The 17,642-nt window shown below is 44.3% G+C and carries 16 protein-coding genes and 1 pseudogene; 9 read left to right on the plus strand and 8 right to left on the minus strand.

Features of this window, described 5'->3' with window-relative positions:
- Positions 1-34 precede the first annotated feature (34 nt).
- Positions 35-330: pseudogene (locus BCU12_RS23145) on the plus strand (dihydroxy-acid dehydratase); the annotation flags it as partial.
- Between the two features lie 391 nt (positions 331-721).
- Here the strand turns inward: BCU12_RS23145 and BCU12_RS15265 are convergent.
- From BCU12_RS15265 to BCU12_RS15275, 3 genes are all read right to left on the minus strand, one after another.
- Positions 722-964 (minus strand): hypothetical protein, encoded by a 243-nt coding sequence (locus tag BCU12_RS15265; protein WP_102405115.1) that lies wholly within the window; start codon positions 962-964, stop codon positions 722-724.
- Between the two features lie 267 nt (positions 965-1,231).
- Positions 1,232-2,239, minus strand: coding sequence for a substrate-binding domain-containing protein (locus BCU12_RS15270; RefSeq protein ID WP_102405116.1), 1,008 nt, complete (start codon positions 2,237-2,239; stop codon positions 1,232-1,234).
- A gap of 283 nt (positions 2,240-2,522) precedes the next feature.
- Positions 2,523-3,458 carry a universal stress protein gene (locus BCU12_RS15275; protein WP_102405117.1) on the minus strand — a complete coding sequence of 312 codons (936 nt, stop codon included), beginning with the start codon at positions 3,456-3,458 and terminating at the stop codon, positions 2,523-2,525.
- 307 nt (positions 3,459-3,765) lie between these two features.
- Between BCU12_RS15275 and BCU12_RS15280 the strand changes: the two genes are divergently transcribed.
- Entirely contained in the window at positions 3,766-3,978 is a 213-nt protein-coding gene (locus tag BCU12_RS15280) for a hypothetical protein (RefSeq protein WP_102405118.1), read from the plus strand.
- 65 nt (positions 3,979-4,043) lie between these two features.
- On the opposite strand, the gene BCU12_RS15285 is transcribed toward BCU12_RS15280, so the two are convergent.
- Together BCU12_RS15285 and BCU12_RS15290 are read right to left on the minus strand one after the other, a co-directional pair.
- Positions 4,044-4,982 (minus strand): LysR family transcriptional regulator, encoded by a 939-nt coding sequence (locus tag BCU12_RS15285; protein WP_102405119.1) that lies wholly within the window; start codon positions 4,980-4,982, stop codon positions 4,044-4,046.
- Positions 4,983-5,003: 21 nt separating this feature from the next.
- Positions 5,004-5,486 carry a GNAT family N-acetyltransferase gene (locus BCU12_RS15290; RefSeq protein ID WP_102405120.1) on the minus strand — a complete coding sequence of 161 codons (483 nt, stop codon included), beginning with the start codon at positions 5,484-5,486 and terminating at the stop codon, positions 5,004-5,006.
- Positions 5,487-6,212: 726 nt separating this feature from the next.
- Between BCU12_RS15290 and BCU12_RS15295 the strand changes: the two genes are divergently transcribed.
- From BCU12_RS15295 to BCU12_RS15310, 4 genes are all read left to right on the plus strand, one after another.
- Positions 6,213-7,784, plus strand: a complete 1,572-nt coding sequence (locus tag BCU12_RS15295; protein WP_198599346.1) for a pyridoxal-dependent decarboxylase — start codon at positions 6,213-6,215, stop codon at positions 7,782-7,784.
- 12 nt (positions 7,785-7,796) lie between these two features.
- Positions 7,797-8,876: a nitrilase-related carbon-nitrogen hydrolase gene (locus BCU12_RS15300; RefSeq protein ID WP_198599347.1), complete on the plus strand. Its 1,080-nt coding sequence runs from the start codon at positions 7,797-7,799 to the stop codon at positions 8,874-8,876.
- A gap of 65 nt (positions 8,877-8,941) precedes the next feature.
- Positions 8,942-10,063, plus strand: a complete 1,122-nt coding sequence (gene torT / locus BCU12_RS15305) for a TMAO reductase system periplasmic protein TorT (protein WP_102405122.1) — start codon at positions 8,942-8,944, stop codon at positions 10,061-10,063.
- Positions 10,064-10,231: 168 nt separating this feature from the next.
- Positions 10,232-12,172, plus strand: coding sequence for a methyl-accepting chemotaxis protein (locus BCU12_RS15310; protein ID WP_102405123.1), 1,941 nt, complete (start codon positions 10,232-10,234; stop codon positions 12,170-12,172).
- 164 nt (positions 12,173-12,336) lie between these two features.
- Here the strand turns inward: BCU12_RS15310 and BCU12_RS15315 are convergent, their stop codons facing one another.
- On the minus strand, positions 12,337-12,588 hold the full coding sequence (locus BCU12_RS15315; RefSeq protein WP_102405124.1) for a DUF2999 family protein: 252 nt from the start codon (positions 12,586-12,588) through the stop codon (positions 12,337-12,339).
- Positions 12,589-12,929: 341 nt separating this feature from the next.
- Here BCU12_RS15315 and BCU12_RS15320 point away from each other — a divergent pair, with 341 nt between their 5' ends.
- Positions 12,930-13,232 (plus strand): 4-fold beta flower protein, encoded by a 303-nt coding sequence (locus tag BCU12_RS15320; RefSeq protein ID WP_102405125.1) that lies wholly within the window; start codon positions 12,930-12,932, stop codon positions 13,230-13,232.
- 134 nt (positions 13,233-13,366) lie between these two features.
- On the opposite strand, the gene BCU12_RS15325 is transcribed toward BCU12_RS15320, so the two are convergent.
- Together BCU12_RS15325 and BCU12_RS15330 are read right to left on the minus strand one after the other, a co-directional pair.
- Entirely contained in the window at positions 13,367-14,458 is a 1,092-nt protein-coding gene (locus tag BCU12_RS15325) for a hypothetical protein (RefSeq protein WP_102405126.1), read from the minus strand.
- A 27-nt stretch (positions 14,459-14,485) separates the two neighbouring features.
- Positions 14,486-15,916: a hypothetical protein gene (locus BCU12_RS15330; RefSeq protein WP_102405127.1), complete on the minus strand. Its 1,431-nt coding sequence runs from the start codon at positions 15,914-15,916 to the stop codon at positions 14,486-14,488.
- A gap of 392 nt (positions 15,917-16,308) precedes the next feature.
- Between BCU12_RS15330 and BCU12_RS15335 the strand changes: the two genes are divergently transcribed.
- Both BCU12_RS15335 and BCU12_RS15340 read left to right on the plus strand, forming a co-directional pair.
- Positions 16,309-17,088 carry a helix-turn-helix transcriptional regulator gene (locus tag BCU12_RS15335; protein ID WP_102405128.1) on the plus strand — a complete coding sequence of 260 codons (780 nt, stop codon included), beginning with the start codon at positions 16,309-16,311 and terminating at the stop codon, positions 17,086-17,088.
- Positions 17,089-17,198: 110 nt separating this feature from the next.
- Entirely contained in the window at positions 17,199-17,588 is a 390-nt protein-coding gene (locus tag BCU12_RS15340; protein ID WP_102405194.1) for a VOC family protein, read from the plus strand.
- Positions 17,589-17,642 lie beyond the last annotated feature (54 nt).

The following is a 17,642-nucleotide window of genomic DNA, read 5'->3' on the forward strand; positions in this document are numbered from 1 at the left end:
AAAGTCGCGATGAACCAATAAAAAGAGCCTAAGCTTCAAAGTTGCACTGATTAAGGATGACAGATGACAGATTGTCTGGCGCGTCCGGTAAAATTCCAGCGGCGATTCTCATGTGTCACCTGAGGCGGTGCGATTGGGTTGGTTCAAGATGGCGATATGATTCGATTAGATAGCCAGTCAGGCACCTTAGAAAACTTAAGCGATGCTAGCAAGCGTGAATTGTCTCATATAGACACTGAGATCTCACAGCAAACATGGGGGCGCGATATCTTTGAAGTTATGCGCGAAAACGTTTCTAGTGCTGAACACGGTGCTAGCTTCTTATTCTAGGTGCTCACCCTATAAGAAAATTTGAGCCTTTCACTCAGCTATTCGTCATGGGAGAGTACTTGATTGCAAATGCTTAAGTTAAACCGGTTTTACTCAGTTTTAATTTACTTTGCGCCAATATGTTACTTAGCGTCAATGTCTTACTTAGCGTCAATTTGCAAAATGTCAGCTTACACAGCTTCAATTTACTTATCTTCAACTTACTGAGCTTTAATTTAAAGAGTTCCATATCACATATCCTCATGTTGTGTAGTAACGCCATGGTGATAAAACGCGAATATCGACTGCTGTTAGCGAATTGCTTCCATGGCAAATCCCCTATAAAAGCACCACCTTATAAAACCAGTAAGCATGGCGCTTTTTCAAAGATGCGTAAAATACTGAACAGTAACTAGCTCCAAGTGTTTAATGCCGCTTCACGGTAATAAGGCACCAAAACAACATAGAGCCTGAATAGGAGCGCTGGGGTTAAGCAACAAACGAAAGCGACGACTAGGCTTTGGCTTGCGAGTAACCCAAAAGAGACCGCTGCTGCGGTACTGAGGATGATAAAGAATAACGCGGTACAAATTGAGAATGTTTGTCTGTCTGACAGCAAACCGCTAAGGAAATAGAATCGGAAAAATTTCATCATTTAAACGCTCCAACCACTGACTGAGTTCACCTTCATATTACCCCTAAAATTTGGATAAACGAACAAGACAGGCGGTACACTGCGAGAGCCACAGCAAAACGAAATATTTGATAATCACAAGCGAAAAACTGTGAGTCAATCCAGATTAACAAACAGCAAATAAGCGTACAGTTTATAATATTATTCAATAAGTTAATGGTCATACAATATATTAGACAGCATTGATAACACTGCCTTATTGCTGCCCAACGCATTCAAAGTAAAGCGCTAACTTATGCTTTCACCCGTAGAAATAGTGAACCCAAGATCAAACATCTTTTGTTCAGACGGTTTCCCCGCTAACGCGTCAATAAGCAGCTCTGCACTCTTTCTTCCAATCTCATATCTCGGAGAGTCCACACTGGTGAGTTTTGGCGTAATGGCTTGACCGATATCGAGTGCGTTATACCCCACTACGCTGAGCTGATTGGGTACATCGATTCCATGCGATTGCGCGTACATCATCGCCCCTATCGCAATATCATCGTTGGTACAAAATACACCATCTAAATTAGGCGTTTGAGTCAACGCTTGCGCAAGCAACTCTCCACCTAACGTGTAGTTAGAGTGCGCTTCCGTCAGAATGCAATTTGGCGTAAGACTGGCCTCTTTCATCGCTTGCTGATACCCATCCATACGCAGTTGAGTACGGCTATCCAGCCGAGCACCAAAATAGGCGATGTTGGTTTTCCCCGCATCGATCATCTGCTTAACCACAGTGTACGACGCTTTCTTATGATCCAACCCAACCACCATATCAATCGCGTTCTCAGGCAACTCCATGGTTTCGACCACAGGAACCCCCGCGGTTTTTATCATCTGCAAAGTACGTTTCGTATGCTGGGTTTCGGTGAATATCAATCCATCAACCTGATAAGAAAGCAGTGACGCGACCTTTCTCTCTTCTTCTTCAGGGCTATAACCAATATGAGCAATCAAGGTCTCGTACCCATTGGCTTTAGTGACAGCTTCTATTCCCTCAGCAAAGCTGGCAAATACTTGGTTAGACAAAGATGGCAGCAGTATACCGATCGCCTTACTGGAGGATTTAGACAACATAGCCGGTGCGCGGTTTTGGATATAACCCACCTCCTCAATCACTTTCGCGATCTTTTCACGGGTTTTCATCGCTACAGATTCTGGGTTTCTCATGTAGCGAGAAACGGTCATCTTTGTGATGCCGATTTTGTCAGCAATATCTTGAAGTGTTGGGCGGGAATTTTGATCTGTGCTCATAAGAAATGGTTTTTTAAAATGTTACTTGTAACATTATCATCAAATTATTCATCGGTCTATGACGAACCTTCAATGCTGCAAATGAATAAAAAGAAAGTATCCGCATTAAAATGAATGAGTTAGCGCTCTATTACTCATTTCAAGTGGCTTACCACTGGGCCTGACTAACTCCAAAACCCAATAAGCAAGTAGAGACTAAAAAAGAGCGACCTTAATCGCTCTTTTTCGCACAATGCTAATATTGGTGATATTCAAACATTGGCGATGACTAAGCTCTCACGAGTTATCCAATGGGCGAGACAAAGGTCTTCGGTTTCAATGCAACCAATGAACAACTTACTGATTGAAGAATGTTTTCCGCTGTATTGCCGATCAACACACCAGGAATGCCAGTTCGGGCAATGGTTCCCATAACTAAGACATCAATATCAAGATCGACCGCGCAGCGTGGAATCTCATCGTCCGCTCTGCCGTGCAGTTGATGGATAATGTTTTCGCCATCAATACCGGATTCTTGAACAAGCCACTTTAATGCACTGTTGTGTTTGACTCGCGCCTGCTCTCTGTTCTCATCCAGCTCATCACGCGGCATTTTTATCCAGCTTTGGTTGTCGAGATAGTGCTCAAGTTGATACTCCCAGCAAGACACAATATGCAATCGGCTATCACAACCATCAGCAATAGCACGAGCCGTTTGCAACAACTTAGTGGTTAACTGTTTCTGCTCTTCATCCGTCACATTGGCGTCAATCGCAACGGCTACCCTTCTTTTCGTCATTGGCTTATTCGTCGGGCGATTGAGCCAAACAGGAACAGGACATTGACGCAGCAAAGCCATATCAATCGCCTTGAAACCTTCACCGTGTTCTCCAATGGGTTCTGCATCTTTCATCACAAGATCAATCCCATGCTCTTGCACATGGCGAATAATTTTGACGGCGGGTTTATCACCACTCTTTAGGACAATTGGGAAGTCTTCGGAATAGTCGGGCAGTTGATGTTGTTCAATCGTCTCTAGCACATTCTGTTTTAGGGATTGTCTGAGGGACTGCTCATAAGTCTCGACATAATTCCCCATGTGATCGGGCAACGATGGACAAACAATTAAACCTCTCAGGCTTGCTTGATGATTGGCAGTTAAAAGAATGGATTGACCAAGAGAGTCTTGATCATCCGTTAAGCCTTGGCTTACGAACAGAACATCTTTGAATTGTTTCATACTGACCTCCAATATTCTTTTACTTCAACCCTTCGAGAGTCACCTGGTTGCATCCGCATCAATCTCGACTTGTTACGTGTATGTTGCTATAACCAGATTACAGGAACGCCTATAAATCTAACCTGATTTTGGTCAATTTCTGCTCCGTATCGCCTCGTTCTCGAACCGACTCGATTGAGCGATATGCGATATGCGATATTCGATATTCGATATTCGATATTCGATATTCGATATTCGATATTCGATATTCATAAGCTTTAAAACCAACAGCACTTCTAAACCAGCACAACTAAGATGAAGGAGCACCATGAGAGAATTTTCGATTAGCCGAATCAACACACCCTTAGGAATATTTCGTCTTAAAGGAAAGATTGAAGATGTCGCTTCTCAGGCAACACTCACCTTCACCCATGTCGACATCATGGGCACCGATGGCTGGGTTGCATTGGATACGCGAGCAAGCCAAACGTTAGAAGTCATCGAGAAAATAAGGCAGGACGTGATTAACCACCTATCATGACGTCACTCTCCCAAAACATGAAAACTTTCATAGCGAATAAAAGGCCTGCTAGCGCCAACTGGCGTTTATATTGGATCTTTTTTTAAATGCGCCAAACCGAGCTGATGTTTCTCTTTTAAGTACTTTTGAAGCACTAAAAAGGTTTCATCTCTCAGCCATCTATGGGCACTGTCTTTCTGATTTTTTGCGTGCCAAAGAAGATAGTAACTGTGGGCGGGCAGATTAAATGGTAAGGGCTTGATTTTGATTGGGTGATGATTCGCAAATTCTCCCGCAATATGCAAAGGTGCGGTTACCATTGCCTCCGTTTGGCAGGCCAACTCTATCGCTGAAGTAAAAGATGGCGTCTTTGCCAGCACAGATCGTTGTCTATTGTGGCTATCAAACTGCTCACCCACGTACTGTTTCATTTCACGGAGTCCATGCACCAGAATATGCCTTGCAGAAAAATACGCGTCTAAAGTGATGACACCTTGTGAGAGTGGGTGAGATTCCGAAACGATCACCACGTATTCGTCATCCATCAGTTTCTTGCCATAGATGTTTTCGGGAAAGTAATCTAACGTAGTGGCCACTAGCTCGGTCGTACTGTCAGCCAACGCCTGTATCGGCTGGTTTTGCCATAGCTGACCATTCAAAGAAGCGTTCGGGGCATGAGACAGTATGTCTTTACAGATTAAGGGAACAATGGACTCTGAAAGAAAGCCCGTGTACGCCAAGACAAATTCTCGAGAACAATTCTCAGGGAAGAAGGCCTCTTCGTCATAGAGATCATCTATCGTTTCAAGCAAGGTGGGAAGTTGTTCCAGCAACGCCTGCCCTTTGGCACTGACCACAAATTGCTTACCTTCGCGAATCAAAATAGGATCATTGAACGCCGTTCTAATTTGGCTCAGGGTACGGCTCATTGCCGATTGAGTAACATTCAATTGCTTCGCTGATTCAGTCAAACTGCCCGTTTTCAGTAGCGTGTAAAGAGGGCGAAGCAACTTATAATTGTTCATATCTCATCCTTGAGTCTTGGCTCACAGCTGTTTTAACATCCAAACATCACAACCGTTATGCTCTGTATCTTCAAACGGTTTTGGCAAATGTTCAAATCCAAGGTTTTCATACAATCTCACCGCGGAAACCATGTTGGACAAGGTATCGAGATAGCACTGAGTAAAGCCTTGTTCTTTTGCGAACGCCAGGCAATCGAGTGAGAGTCGCTTACCTAAACCAAGCCCTCGACTCTCTTCAAGCAAGAACAGCTTCTTGAGTTCGCACGTTTTACCATCATGGCCAAACGGGGCCAATCCACAGCCACCAACCACTTTACCATCCAATAGCGCAACCAAATATCGACTACGATTTTGCAGGGTGTAGAAGGTGCTCATACTGTCCACTTCGGCATCTGAAGGCCCAAACCCCTCACCCACAGCACCATATTCCATACCGACTGCCTTTATCACTCGGCTGAGATCTTCATTGTGTGCCTGCGATACTTCCACTATTTCAAGGTTCATCACCACTCTCCTAAAATTTAAATATCCTATTGCGGCCAAAAAGTTGCGGCCAAAAAGGCTTGCACCGCTTAATCGCGAGAAGTCATCCGTTCAAAGGAACGTGCCTTCATACATGCTTCAACCAAGCCAGCAATACAAGCCGCGCAAAGAGTAACAAGCAACGAGCACTTCAATCGACCAGCCTTGTTACTCACTTTACTTGCGAAAAACATACCTATTCATCAAGCACGTTCCACTATAAGGCGACAGTTGAATGATTAAAAATCACTTTAAATCACAGAATTCATGAAAATATATCATACATAAAATCTCCCCTCTGACCTCTTAAAACTCATCGATTCCCCTTTCTTTTTTTATCACCACTTTCATTGCCCAATGTTAATGGTCAACAAAAGCCAATGGTTCTCTTCAAATGAGAACCTCAGGCCACTCAATCAGACCATCAGTAAAGAACTGAAAAAAACCACGGCAAATCAAAGAAAAAATCGTGAATCAACTGGATCATATGCGTACATAGACTAATAATTAAGTTGCATATAAGAAGTGCTAATTTTATTGGGCCTTTACTCGCTGTAAAAAAACCAAGCCTATTTAAGCAAACAGGCCACCCCGGTATTACTGGATTCCCAATAAAAAGAGCACTTAAAGAAAATCATTCATGAAATGAATGCAAAACCACTGCTTCTGTCGGTGGTACTGACTATTTTTGATGATAAGGAAAGTTTGATGGCTAAGGATAATGGAATGTTGCCAGTGTACGGGCGTAAAGAGTTTAAACAAAGTGTCCCTAAATTGCGCATCCCAGAAGAACCAATGGCTCCAGAATCGGCATACAGGATGATTCAAGACTCTTTAAATCTTGATGGCAGTCCAGCGCTGAATCTCGCGACCTATGTCAACACCTGGATGGATGATTACGCTGAGCGACTCATCAACGAAAACCTCGATAAAAATTTCATTGATCATGAAGAATATCCCCAAAGCTCTTTGATTGAGAAGCGCCTCATCCGAATGATGGGCGATATGCTGGGTACCGAGTTTGATCCAGCCGATACCGACCCCGATACCAGCGAAGGCTTTTACGGCTCGGTCACTGTCGGATCTTCTGAAGCGATTATGTTAGCGCTGATCGCACACCGTAAGCATTGGCAAAATTGCAGCCGAAAAAACCCCAACCGTAATCCATTAGATCGACCGTTTTTGCTCATGAGTACCCACGTGCATGGTTGCTGGGACAAATACTGCCGCTATTACGATGTGGGGGCTTTATATGTCTCAATGAGTGACGATAAGTACACGTTGACGGGTGGCGATGTGACAGAGGTTCTTCATTGCAAAATTAAAGACAGCCCGTACCGAAATGAGATCATCAATCTTTGCGAGTACCCAGCGGATTACCTTCCAACTTTAGACGAGCGAACCGTAGGGGAACTGGTGATGACGGTAGGTTCCATTGCGGGAACCACCTTTACAGGGAATGGTGATGATACCGAAGGTATCGATAACGCAGTCGAAGCCTATTGCAAAGCCGTTCCTTACACAGATATCCCGATTCATGTTGACGGTGCCAGTGGTGGCTTCATGCTCCCTTTTACCAATCTACGCGCTGAAAATATGGGCCATAAAGCGGCCAAGTTTGACTTCAAACAGACTAAGCGGGTTCGTTCAATTAACGTCTCTAATCATAAGTTTGGAATGGTTTACCCAGGAATGGGAACGGTCGTATTTCGCGATAAAAATGTCGTCGACCCCGATCTGATTTACAACATTACCTATCTTGGTGGCAGCTTTGTCGACTATACCGTGAATTTCTCTCGCGGCTCTGGCGTCATTATCAGTCAGTACTACAACTTCCTCAGCTGGGGACGCCAAGGGTATCAAGCGGTATTGGATAACTGCATGGACAACACCGACCATCTTATCAACTGCATAACAGACAACCCAACACTCAACCAAATCTTCAGCCCAATCAGCGACAACATTCACTATCCCATTGTGGTGTTCAAACGCGTAGAACGCGAGGGAGGGTACGCTTGGAACATGCCCGACTTCGCCGACGAAATGCGTGAATATGGCTGGATTATCGCCTCTTATAAGCTGCCGACCACGGATCCAGAAAAGGCCGATGGTCCTTACGTATTCCGAATCGTAGTTCGACAGGTGATTACCTCGGAGCAAATTGAATCCATGGCCAATCACATGATTACGGTGGTTGAAGAGCTAGAAAAGCGCGATGAAACAACAGCACAGCCTTTACGTATTCAAAAGCGCAAACCCTATAGAGCATCAAGAATGTAAAGGAGTCAGTGAATGGGTATCAATATCGATCAATTAAACAGTCAAGGCAACATGTGCGAATTAGGTGAGACGATCAAGGATTGTCGCTACCCAATGGTCAAAATGTGTCTCACGGGTACCGATGCGCCCAAATCAGGAGAAGGGCTTCGAATTGCGGTCTATCAAGGAGAAGGGCTAGCCGGCGATCAGAAAGCCATCGACTATAACCTTAAATGCCTCAAAGAATGGGCCGAAAAAGCGGCCAGTTATCAGGCACAAATACTCGTGCTGCCAGAGCTGTTCCTCTGTGGCTACAATATCTTGCCCGATGACATTCCCCATGTCGTGCGCACTGAGGCAGAAGTACAAGAACTCGTTGGGCCCATTGCTCGAAAAAATGGACTCGCTATAGTCTGCCCTTATGCGGAAAAAGATCCGGTGACTGGTGAGCACTACGACACGATCCTAACGCTTGATAAGAGCGGCGAAATTCTTCGCAACTACCGTAAGTGCCACCTTTGGGGAGAAGGAGAGAAAACCAATTGGAAATACCCCTATGTCGATCACCCAGAAGAGGCATATCGCCCGTTTAAGGTCAATGGGATCAATGTCGGTCTTCTCAACTGTTATGAGGCAGAGTTCCCCGAGCTATATCGAATCTATGCACTTCAGGGCACCCAAGTGGTCATCGCTCCAACAGCTGCAGATGTTGGCACCGTCAACGCTGAGGGCGTCTTTTTTAGCTCTTGGACCTATCCCGATATTTCCAAAACGGCAATTCCCGGCAACGCCTACAGCAATAAGATGTTTGTCGTCTATTCCAACCACTCTATGCGTCAATTTCGCTCTGACGGCAGTCTCTCTGGCGTCTACTTAGGAAACAGTGCCATCGCTGATCCATATGGTGAATTGCTTGCGCACGCTAATAACATGCCGACCTTACTTATCGCAGATTGCGTGCCCAGCAATTACATGCCCACTCACCCTTATGGCGAGAGTGATTACATCAAAGATCGTCGCCCAGAGCTCTATGCAGCCCTAACCAGAATGGAAGCAAAACTGCCGGATGGGAGTACGTATCACTACCCTAAAAACCCGAATAAACGCTCATAATAATTCACTGCCAGATCAGTGAGATAACGACAGTCAATCGTTGGTACTAATGCTAGGAGAGAAAGATGTTGAATAACACATTATTGAAAAGCACGCTGTGTGCTTCCATTACTTTAAGTCTTTTCGCCGTACAGAACAGCTTTGCTGAGGAAGTGTCAGTGGGAAGCTACTATGGCAACTATGATGTCACACAAAAAAGTCCTGGCCAGCAGGCTCTGAGCTTGCGTGGCCCAATCATGGAAACTTGGACACTGCCTGCCGTTCCAGAGAAAAAGCTGCGTATAGGCATCAGTATCCCGCACGTTCAAGATTCTTATTGGCACGCTGTAAACTACGGGCTCACCAGTGAAGCAGAACGCCTCAATGTTGAGTTTGTGGTGAAAGAAGCAGGCGGCTATTCCTACCTTGATACCCAGCAGCAGCAACTGAACGAATTAGTTGAGCTTGGGGTTGATGGCATCATACTCGGCTCCATCAGCTACAGCGGAAATAATGAATTAGTTAAGCAGATCGATACTCAGGGCATTCCGATCATTGAAGTAATTAATGATATTGAAGCACAGAGTATCTCAGCAAAATCCATCGTGAGTTTCTATGACATGGGGTATTTGGCGGGGGAGTATGTCGCCAATGACGCTGAAAAGGCCGGAAAAAATAAGGTCAACGTTGTCTTTCTTCCTGGGCCAAAAAACTCTGGTTGGGCGGATGATTCCTTCACTGGTTTCCAATCGGCAACCGATTTCTTTCCCGGAGAGATGAGCGTCGTTGCCGTTGAGTGGGGGGACACTTCCGCAAAAGCCCAAGGCGATTTACTTGCTAGCGCGCTCAAGGCGCACCCAGATGTCGACTACGTGATTGGCAATGCCGTTGCTGCCGAGCTTGCTCCCGAGATTATCGCTCAATCAGGGCAGGATTCAAAAGTCATTGGAACCTATATTACTCCGGCACTGTACAAAGGCATTAACAACGGAACCATTGCCGCAGCGCCAGCCGATATGACTGTTGACCAAGCGCGAATCGCCATGGGGATGATGGTACGCCTGCTTAAAGACGAAAAACCAGGCACTGACTTCCCGTTCAGAGCCGGACCACTCATTCCGGTACTCAGCAAATCGAACATCACTGATTATTCTTACGAGAAGCTTTTTGGCCCGAAAGACTATTCAGTGCGCATGGACAATATGTAACGAAAAGAAGGCCCTTTGTTTGGGGGCCTTCTTTCATTCGCATAGAAAATCACAACGTTGCGTGTCGCGTCGCTTAATAATCTCAATGGCTTAAAGCGTCGCGATAACCGTTAGAAAAATGAAACTCTATGTGTGTTGCGAAGGACTTTTCATTTCAAGGAAATACGTATGTCAGTTAGAAAACTAATCATAAGCGGATTTGGATTATTGCTTGTCATAATCTCCGTTATTACGGTTAAGGGGTACTTATCCGTTGAGAATGCTTCTCTTGGGTTTGTTTCTTATCAAGAGCTTGCTGATGATGCCAATTATGCGTCCAATCTACGATCTCAGCTTCTAGAAGAGAGCTTGCTGGCGAACAAGTATATTATTTCTGGGAGCAAAGAAGCCTTGGCCGTGTATCAAGATGCGGCGAGTGTTCTTAAACAAAAACTGGACGAAACAAGTGGTGAGGTGAGCGATCCAGAACGAATCTCAATATTGACAGACGCAAGAGAGCTTCATGACAGATACATCGGCGCATTCTCTGAAATTGATGTACTTCAGAACACACGAGAATTAGAGGCAGCAACGCTCAATACACTGGGTAATGAGCTTCGCACTGCGTTAACTGGCCTTATTGATAACTCATTTAAAAGCAATAACATCTCAGCGATCTACTACGGTCAAAAAGCCCTTTCCCACGTTCAAGCCGGACGATTGGGTATCGTTAAATTCTTGAGCAATCGCGATAACGCCGCCGTAGAATCGACTCGCCAAGAATTTAAAGAGTTTGGAAAAGTCTTGCAGGTACTCGTGGGTTTGGTACGAGACCCTCAACAGCGGAAAGTTCTCGTTCAAGCTCGTAAGGCTGCGAGTCAATATGTGGCCATGACAGACCAACTCGTTAACACCGTTCTTCGCTGGGATGCGGCCATCAATGGCTCAGTGAGTGAACTAAGCCCACAACTGATGGCGAAAGCAGAAGCATTCAATAAATCCGTGCAAGATGAACAAGCAAGCCTTGGTCCTGCACTGGCTAAAGTGAATCAAGCCACCTCTTGGACCATTCTATCCGTGGGGACAATTGGCCTGATCATCGGGGTCATTGCCGCGGTGATCATCACAAGGGCAATCATTAAACCAATCAAGGCGGTCATTAAACAGTTGGCTGACATAGCAGAAGGCGAAGGAGATTTAACCACGCAATTGCCTGTACATGGCGAGGGTGAACTAGCAAAACTGGCCACTAACTTTAACTCTTTTGTCGGCAAGATTCGCAATACGGTTGAAGACTTAACGTCGGTCAATAAAGAGCTCGTGGGCTACTCAGAGAACATGGCGGCGATCAGCTTGCAAACGAGCCAAGGGGTCAACGGGCAACAGGAAAATACCGAACAGGTTGGTTTAGCCATTAATGAAATGAGCATCACGATTCAAGAAGTGGCTCAAAATGCGAATACCGCGTCAACGGCGACCATTCAGGCAGAGCAGCAGTCTAAGAGTAGTAAGGGAATCATTGGGCATACCATCAATCATATCAATACCTTGGCCGAGCAGATCAACAAATCAAGCCAAGCCGTACATAGCTTAGAAACAGAAACGGAAACCATCGTGTCTGTGCTTGATGTCATCAAAGGGATAGCGGAACAAACCAACCTTCTTGCTCTCAATGCCGCAATTGAGGCAGCACGAGCAGGTGAACAAGGGAGAGGTTTCGCGGTCGTCGCCGATGAGGTAAGGAGCTTAGCTTCTCGTACTCAAGAATCTGCGGGTGAAATCGATAGTATGATCGAAGGATTGCGTAAAGAAGTACGTAATACCGTTGAGATGATGAATATCGCTCAAGAGCATGCGACATCAGGCGTGGAACAAGCAGAAAAAGGCGGACAAGCGATTGAAGAAGTCGCGAGCTCCATATCCCAAATCACCGAGATGAATAATCTAATAGCATCTGCAACAGAGCAGCAAGGCGCAGCGGCGAATGAAATCAATACAAGTATTACCAGCATAAGTGGAATCGGCCAAGAAACCTCTCATGGCGCGAGTGAAACCGCCAGACTGTGTGAATCCACTCAGCAAAAAGCCGCCCACATCAATGAGATTTTAAAACAATTTAAGGTGGCTTAAACAACGCAACTTAAACATACAAGGCTACTTAACATACAAGGGAACTTAACATACAAGGGAACTTGAGCAAATAACGTAACTTAAGCAAACATCAGGCGACAAACACAAAAAAGCCGTGAAAGCAGTTAACCCACTCTTCACGGCTTTTCAATGCAAAGCGAACACTACTTCTGCAGTTGTTCTTTCGCCGCTTCCACTTTTGTGAAATCTAGACCCAGTTCTTCAACCGCTTCTTTAATCAAACCTGGATTTTGCATGACTTGTCCCATCAACGCTTGAAGCTTCTCTTGAGGCAAACCTAATTGGCTAATCGTCGCCATGGCTGCTAGAGGGTTTTGAGTCAGCACTTCAAAAATCTCGCTGATCTGTTGGTCGCTAATATTGTTCTCTTTTAACATCGCGATAATCGGGTTCATCACACTACCTTTAAACACTAAATGAAATGGATGCACAGTCTATCACTGGATTCAGAATGATTGAACTGGGAAGCGCAATCCACGGTATACCTCTTTGCATGAATACGTGGGGCTAGGCTTTTTGTTCTGCATCACTCTACTATCCGCTAGAGTTTGAATTCGATTTGCTGCGCCACTGAGGCTGACACTGGGCTTATACATTTCGCTCAAATGAACATCATTGAACACCTTCAAAAATAAGTTCTGTAACAAGATGCTAATGAGCGGCTACTTTGGTGGTCAGCATTTTCTGATTGAGGTTAAATATCGCCCTTACTCATCAGCAACGTAGGAAAAATCAAGTGAAATCAGTTTGGACGTGGAGTGGAAAATCACTCGGCTATATTGATGGAGAAGATCTCTGGACGAACAAAGGCAAACACATTGGTAAATTCTACGAAGGCGAGATTTACTGCTCAAAAGGCACTTACATTGGTGAAATCATGGACGGTGAACGATTGATCTATTGCCAAGAGAAAAAGCACCTGAAGAGTGCGCCATTTAGACCCTACAAAGATCAAGCCACAATCAAAGCCTGTAACGATTTCGCAGGCTACGCTATGTACACTGGGTATCAAGGCTTTCCAGATGTAGCTCAAAACTAAACATCAGAAATGGCGAAGTTTGCATCAATACCGCCTTCAAAATTAGGTGGTACGGTGGTCTCTGGCACAACTCATAAAAAAGGCGCGCACCAGTTAAGTGAACGCCCATTCTCTTTTTCTTCAATCAGACTAGATTACCAACGGTTACTCTTTTTGCCTGAAAAGCTACCCAACACTTCGTTGATCGCAGAATAAGCGATTTTTTCTTGGCTTTCGGTATCCAGCACGTAATCAAGATTCGCTTCTAAGAAACCATCTTTATATGTAAATGTGCGCCATTCGTCTTCAATCGCAGAAGTCACTGTGAATGCATTTCCAGTCTTTTTAGTTACCGTCGCAGAAGCTAAAACCTTACAGCGGAATGCTTCACCACTTCGCCCTTCATCGCACTCACTGATATCGTACGCATGGACTTCAATATCAAGACCAGCATTCGACATTTCCTGTGAAATAAGCTCAACCACTTCCGATTCATTTGGCCCATTGCTTCCGAACAACGTAAATCCTAGTGCAATGGCTAAAGCCGCGATGGCGACCACCAGCACAGGTTTACGCTTACGAGTCTCCAATGGCTGAACCTTCAGTTTCTGAGTCAGTTGTTCAACGTCGACATGACTGGCTTGTTTTTTTATTTCGTCACCGAAAGAGCGCATTTTTTCCTTATCTAGGTGAGCCATTGCGTTTTTAATCTCGATAGACTGATAACGACTTTTCAGCTCGCCAAACGAAGGCAAAGCCCCCACGCGAGGTTGATATTTGAAACCAATAAAAGCAACAATATTGAGCACTAGAGCTGGAGCTGTTAACCAGGCTAACCCTATGTAATCCAGCATATTTCTCTTAATCCCACTAAAGTAGCGGTAGCCAGACTGGTTTGTCAAAGCCGCGCAGTAACGTTCAAAGCTCCTGACGGCTGATTCAAGCCCCTTAAAGTCGAGTGCAACATCAACAAATGGCATCGCAATACAAGCCATCGTGCCAAATGCTAAGGCTATCCTCACGGTTTTCTTTGAACTTCCAATAAAAAACAGCATAGATGCTGGAGCCATTAGAGCGAAAATCAGCCAGCCAGAGTAGGCATTCGTTAAAGCAAAAGACACACCGTTATCTTCAACAATAGGCAACGTAAGCGCCCATGCAAAAAACAAAGGGAACAACGCATAAACGACGTTAACTCTAGTTATGAACCGCAAGCTATCTTGTTCAAGATCCAATCGATTTTCCATTACCGTTATCCAATATTTGTTGAGACATTAAGAACGAGAAAGCGAAAAGATTTTTTCTTGCGCTTCTTGCTTATTGTTTGGTGCGAAGCGAATTCTGGAATCTAGCTCCAACTTACCCTGTAGCCCGAACGCGCGCTTATCCCAAAGGTAAACACGATCGCTTTCTTTCGGTTGCTCTTCTGTGCTTGCTAACATGAACAAGATATCTTGCTGTTCAATCTCAGAAGGTAAATCAAACCCATCACTTCCCATTCGTACTTGATAACCAATCGAAGCAATATCCCTCATTGCTGCACGCAGATAGACATCATCATAATCATTGTCAAACTTGCTGAAGACGCGCATGTCTCGGTTGATTTTCATCTGAGGGACATCTTTGTTGTATTTCTTCGCTCGCTTGAATGGTGCTGATTCTAGGTTTACGGTTCGGTCTTGATTGAACATATTGTCGCCAAACTTTTCTAGGCGTCGGTTGAGAGAGCGCAATTCATATTCAAGCTCATTAAAACGTTTACCATGCTTATTTGCGCCTATGATTTTTTTATCTTTTAGGCTTTTTTCTGTCCTATATCGCTGATTTTCAACAAGCCCAAGTTTGACGTAGTTGTCGCGATTAGCATCTAAACCTTGTTTAGCAAGATCATGTATCTTTTGGCCATTTCCCTTGGAAAGAGACCCCATATTTGCTAGAGAATAGTGAAACTTGTGAACACAGATTTTTTCACCCGTAGATGCGGTGATCTGATGCCCTCTGAACGTCGGTTTGTCTTTACGATTTGGGGAACAAGTATCGCCTTCACGGTACTCTTCTTCATTGGAAAAGTGGATATGTGGCTTGTAGCCATCAACACTAACAGGCAGTTCATTATCGATAATATACTTCGCGATACTCTTGTTTGTTGTTTCTTTCACTTTTTCAATCGTCGCTAAAAGTTCTTCGTTTTGCTTGTTAAGGGCGATAATTTTATCGACATCTGGTTTTAAATAAGCATCAAACGCGTCTTTTTTGCTCGTTAATGCATCAATTTCTGCGAAAATCGGCTTGGCATCTACCAAGATTCGATCAACCGTTAAATCGGTGCGTTTTTTATCCACTTCTTGAAATTTTGTAATATCACCTTTGTAAGCCAACAACCTCATTCTGAGGCTATCAACGTCAATATCATCAATTTCATTCAGTTCAGTGATGTACTTATCGAGCTGAGCTAATGCGTCTGTTGATTGTGTGAATTCTACAGAAGACACCTCATTCATAATGTGACGAAATTTCATCGCTTTTTCACGACGAAACTCAGGATCTAAGTAAGTGCCTTTGACCGATTTAGAGTCAATCACTGTTGCTGTATAGTCAGAAAAATCTGGAGCATCTGTATGAGATGTGATCTCAATATCATAACCGCAACCAGAAAGGAGTAAAGAAAGTGCTACCGTGGGTAAAGAGTAATTTATTTTTTTCATAGCTAATTGTTTTCATTAAGAAAGACCCTGTCAAAAACAAGCCATTGAGAGCTGTATCCGCATAGTTTCTACCGAGATATATGCATAGATCTGGTTTGTGTGCTTGATTTTCTCAACGTGAACGTTGTTGTTTAAGAGTCAGAATTAATAGGGGTATCCCTATCTAGAAGAGAGCGGAATATAACGGCTTAGGTTTCAATCAAACAATCCGAAAAATTACTGCATTACCGTTTCTAGAAAATGATACGGCTATTTAGTAAACAAACAGTGCGGTTTCAGGCAGTAAATATACTTAAATGAACGTTGTTTTATTGTGTGATACAGGGTCTTCAATGTAGACTCCTTGCGTCTACCAATCACTGCACATCTAGCTGAGAATAAACCAGTCACCCATGAATACGTACCCGCATATCTTAAGTAAGCAAGTGACTAAGTTAGCAGAAAGCCCGCCAGACCAATTCTATGACACACTCACATTACTGGCACAAGATGTGTTAAGAGCGTACGACTTAGATAGGCTGAGTTTATTCCCCTACTCTTCCGTGCTACTTAGCCAAGGCGACTTTTTCTCAACGAGTTTAGATGGGTATCATGACTTCTCACACAGGAAGTATGAGGTTGATGATTACAAAAAATATACGCAGATTTTAGAGCATGTGGACAACTACCTTTACTTTACTCATTTCGACCTATTACAAAGTGACTACAAACCACTCGTAAAACTTCGAGAAGAAGGAATAAAATCTCACGGGATTATCCCACTTTGTGCTTCAGGACAAACCTGGGGAGCCATCACGGTTGGAAGCTTCAGCCGGTCGAATCTCAACTGGGAAAGCGCTTCTACTGTATCGGAGCTTAAGGCGATTGGAAGCCTGTGGCTATGTTTCTTGCAACAGTTTAGTGCAATGCAAGCGCATAACCAAAACGGTGGTACGTTCTTAATAAAAGAAAAAGAAAAGCTGCTGTCTTTATCCAAAAAACAACGCGAAGTTCTCACGCTTTTAGGCAAAGGGCTCACCGCTCAAGAGTGCGCAGAAAAAATGTTTATCAGTCGTCGAACGGTCGAATCCCACAAGTATCGAATATTGAAAACGCTCGGCGTTAAAACCCACACAGAGCTGGTCCAGCTCACCAATAGGCACGACATCAGCGCTCAACCACCTTCAAGTTAGACGTGCTATCACGAGTAAAACACGGAACACTTTTCTCTATATTGGTCTGTGTTTCCATGCCTCATTGTTCATTAATCTGTCATTAAGCTAAACAATACAGAGACAACATGATGAGAATTGAGCACCTCGCGATTTGGACTAAGCAACTGGAAGTATTGAAAGCGTTTTACATTCGCTATTTTGGCGCGACGGCGAATGACAAATACCACAACCCCAACAAACAGTTCTCATCGTATTTCCTCTCTTTCGATAGTGGCTGCAGACTCGAAATCATGGAAATGCCGAGCGTGCCTGAATCAAAAGACGACTTATATCAGCAGTCGACAGGACTCATCCATTTCGCCATGTCATTAGGGTCTAAAGAGGCCGTGGATGAACTGACGACAAGATTGATGAATGACGGCTATGAGAAAATTGATGGCCCAAGACGAACGGGCGATGGCTATTACGAAAGCTGTGTCTTTGACCCCGATGGCAACCGTATTGAGCTCACCATCTAGCCCTGATTACGCCATAGAAACCTAGATCGCCAATCTAGGTTTTTTGTCTTTTTA

It is taken from the genome of Vibrio sp. 10N.261.55.A7 (assembly GCF_002877365.1).
GTDB lineage: Bacteria > Pseudomonadota > Gammaproteobacteria > Enterobacterales > Vibrionaceae > Vibrio.

What these genes read in the sequence shown, in the direction of transcription:
- BCU12_RS15265 (WP_102405115.1), bottom strand. Translation starts at nt 964, where the DNA reads ATGATGAAATTTTTCCGATTCTATTTCCTTAGCGGTTTGCTGTCAGAC.
- BCU12_RS15270 (WP_102405116.1), bottom strand. Translation starts at nt 2,239, where the DNA reads ATGAGCACAGATCAAAATTCCCGCCCAACACTTCAAGATATTGCTGAC.
- BCU12_RS15275 (WP_102405117.1), bottom strand. Translation starts at nt 3,458, where the DNA reads ATGAAACAATTCAAAGATGTTCTGTTCGTAAGCCAAGGCTTAACGGAT.
- BCU12_RS15280 (WP_102405118.1), top strand. Translation starts at nt 3,766, where the DNA reads ATGAGAGAATTTTCGATTAGCCGAATCAACACACCCTTAGGAATATTT.
- BCU12_RS15285 (WP_102405119.1), bottom strand. Translation starts at nt 4,982, where the DNA reads ATGAACAATTATAAGTTGCTTCGCCCTCTTTACACGCTACTGAAAACG.
- BCU12_RS15290 (WP_102405120.1), bottom strand. Translation starts at nt 5,486, where the DNA reads ATGAACCTTGAAATAGTGGAAGTATCGCAGGCACACAATGAAGATCTC.
- BCU12_RS15295 (WP_198599346.1), top strand. Translation starts at nt 6,213, where the DNA reads ATGGCTAAGGATAATGGAATGTTGCCAGTGTACGGGCGTAAAGAGTTT.
- BCU12_RS15300 (WP_198599347.1), top strand. Translation starts at nt 7,797, where the DNA reads ATGGGTATCAATATCGATCAATTAAACAGTCAAGGCAACATGTGCGAA.
- torT (WP_102405122.1), top strand. Translation starts at nt 8,942, where the DNA reads ATGTTGAATAACACATTATTGAAAAGCACGCTGTGTGCTTCCATTACT.
- BCU12_RS15310 (WP_102405123.1), top strand. Translation starts at nt 10,232, where the DNA reads ATGTCAGTTAGAAAACTAATCATAAGCGGATTTGGATTATTGCTTGTC.
- BCU12_RS15315 (WP_102405124.1), bottom strand. Translation starts at nt 12,588, where the DNA reads ATGAACCCGATTATCGCGATGTTAAAAGAGAACAATATTAGCGACCAA.
- BCU12_RS15325 (WP_102405126.1), bottom strand. Translation starts at nt 14,458, where the DNA reads ATGGAAAATCGATTGGATCTTGAACAAGATAGCTTGCGGTTCATAACT.
- BCU12_RS15330 (WP_102405127.1), bottom strand. Translation starts at nt 15,916, where the DNA reads ATGAAAAAAATAAATTACTCTTTACCCACGGTAGCACTTTCTTTACTC.
- BCU12_RS15335 (WP_102405128.1), top strand. Translation starts at nt 16,309, where the DNA reads ATGAATACGTACCCGCATATCTTAAGTAAGCAAGTGACTAAGTTAGCA.
- BCU12_RS15340 (WP_102405194.1), top strand. Translation starts at nt 17,199, where the DNA reads ATGAGAATTGAGCACCTCGCGATTTGGACTAAGCAACTGGAAGTATTG.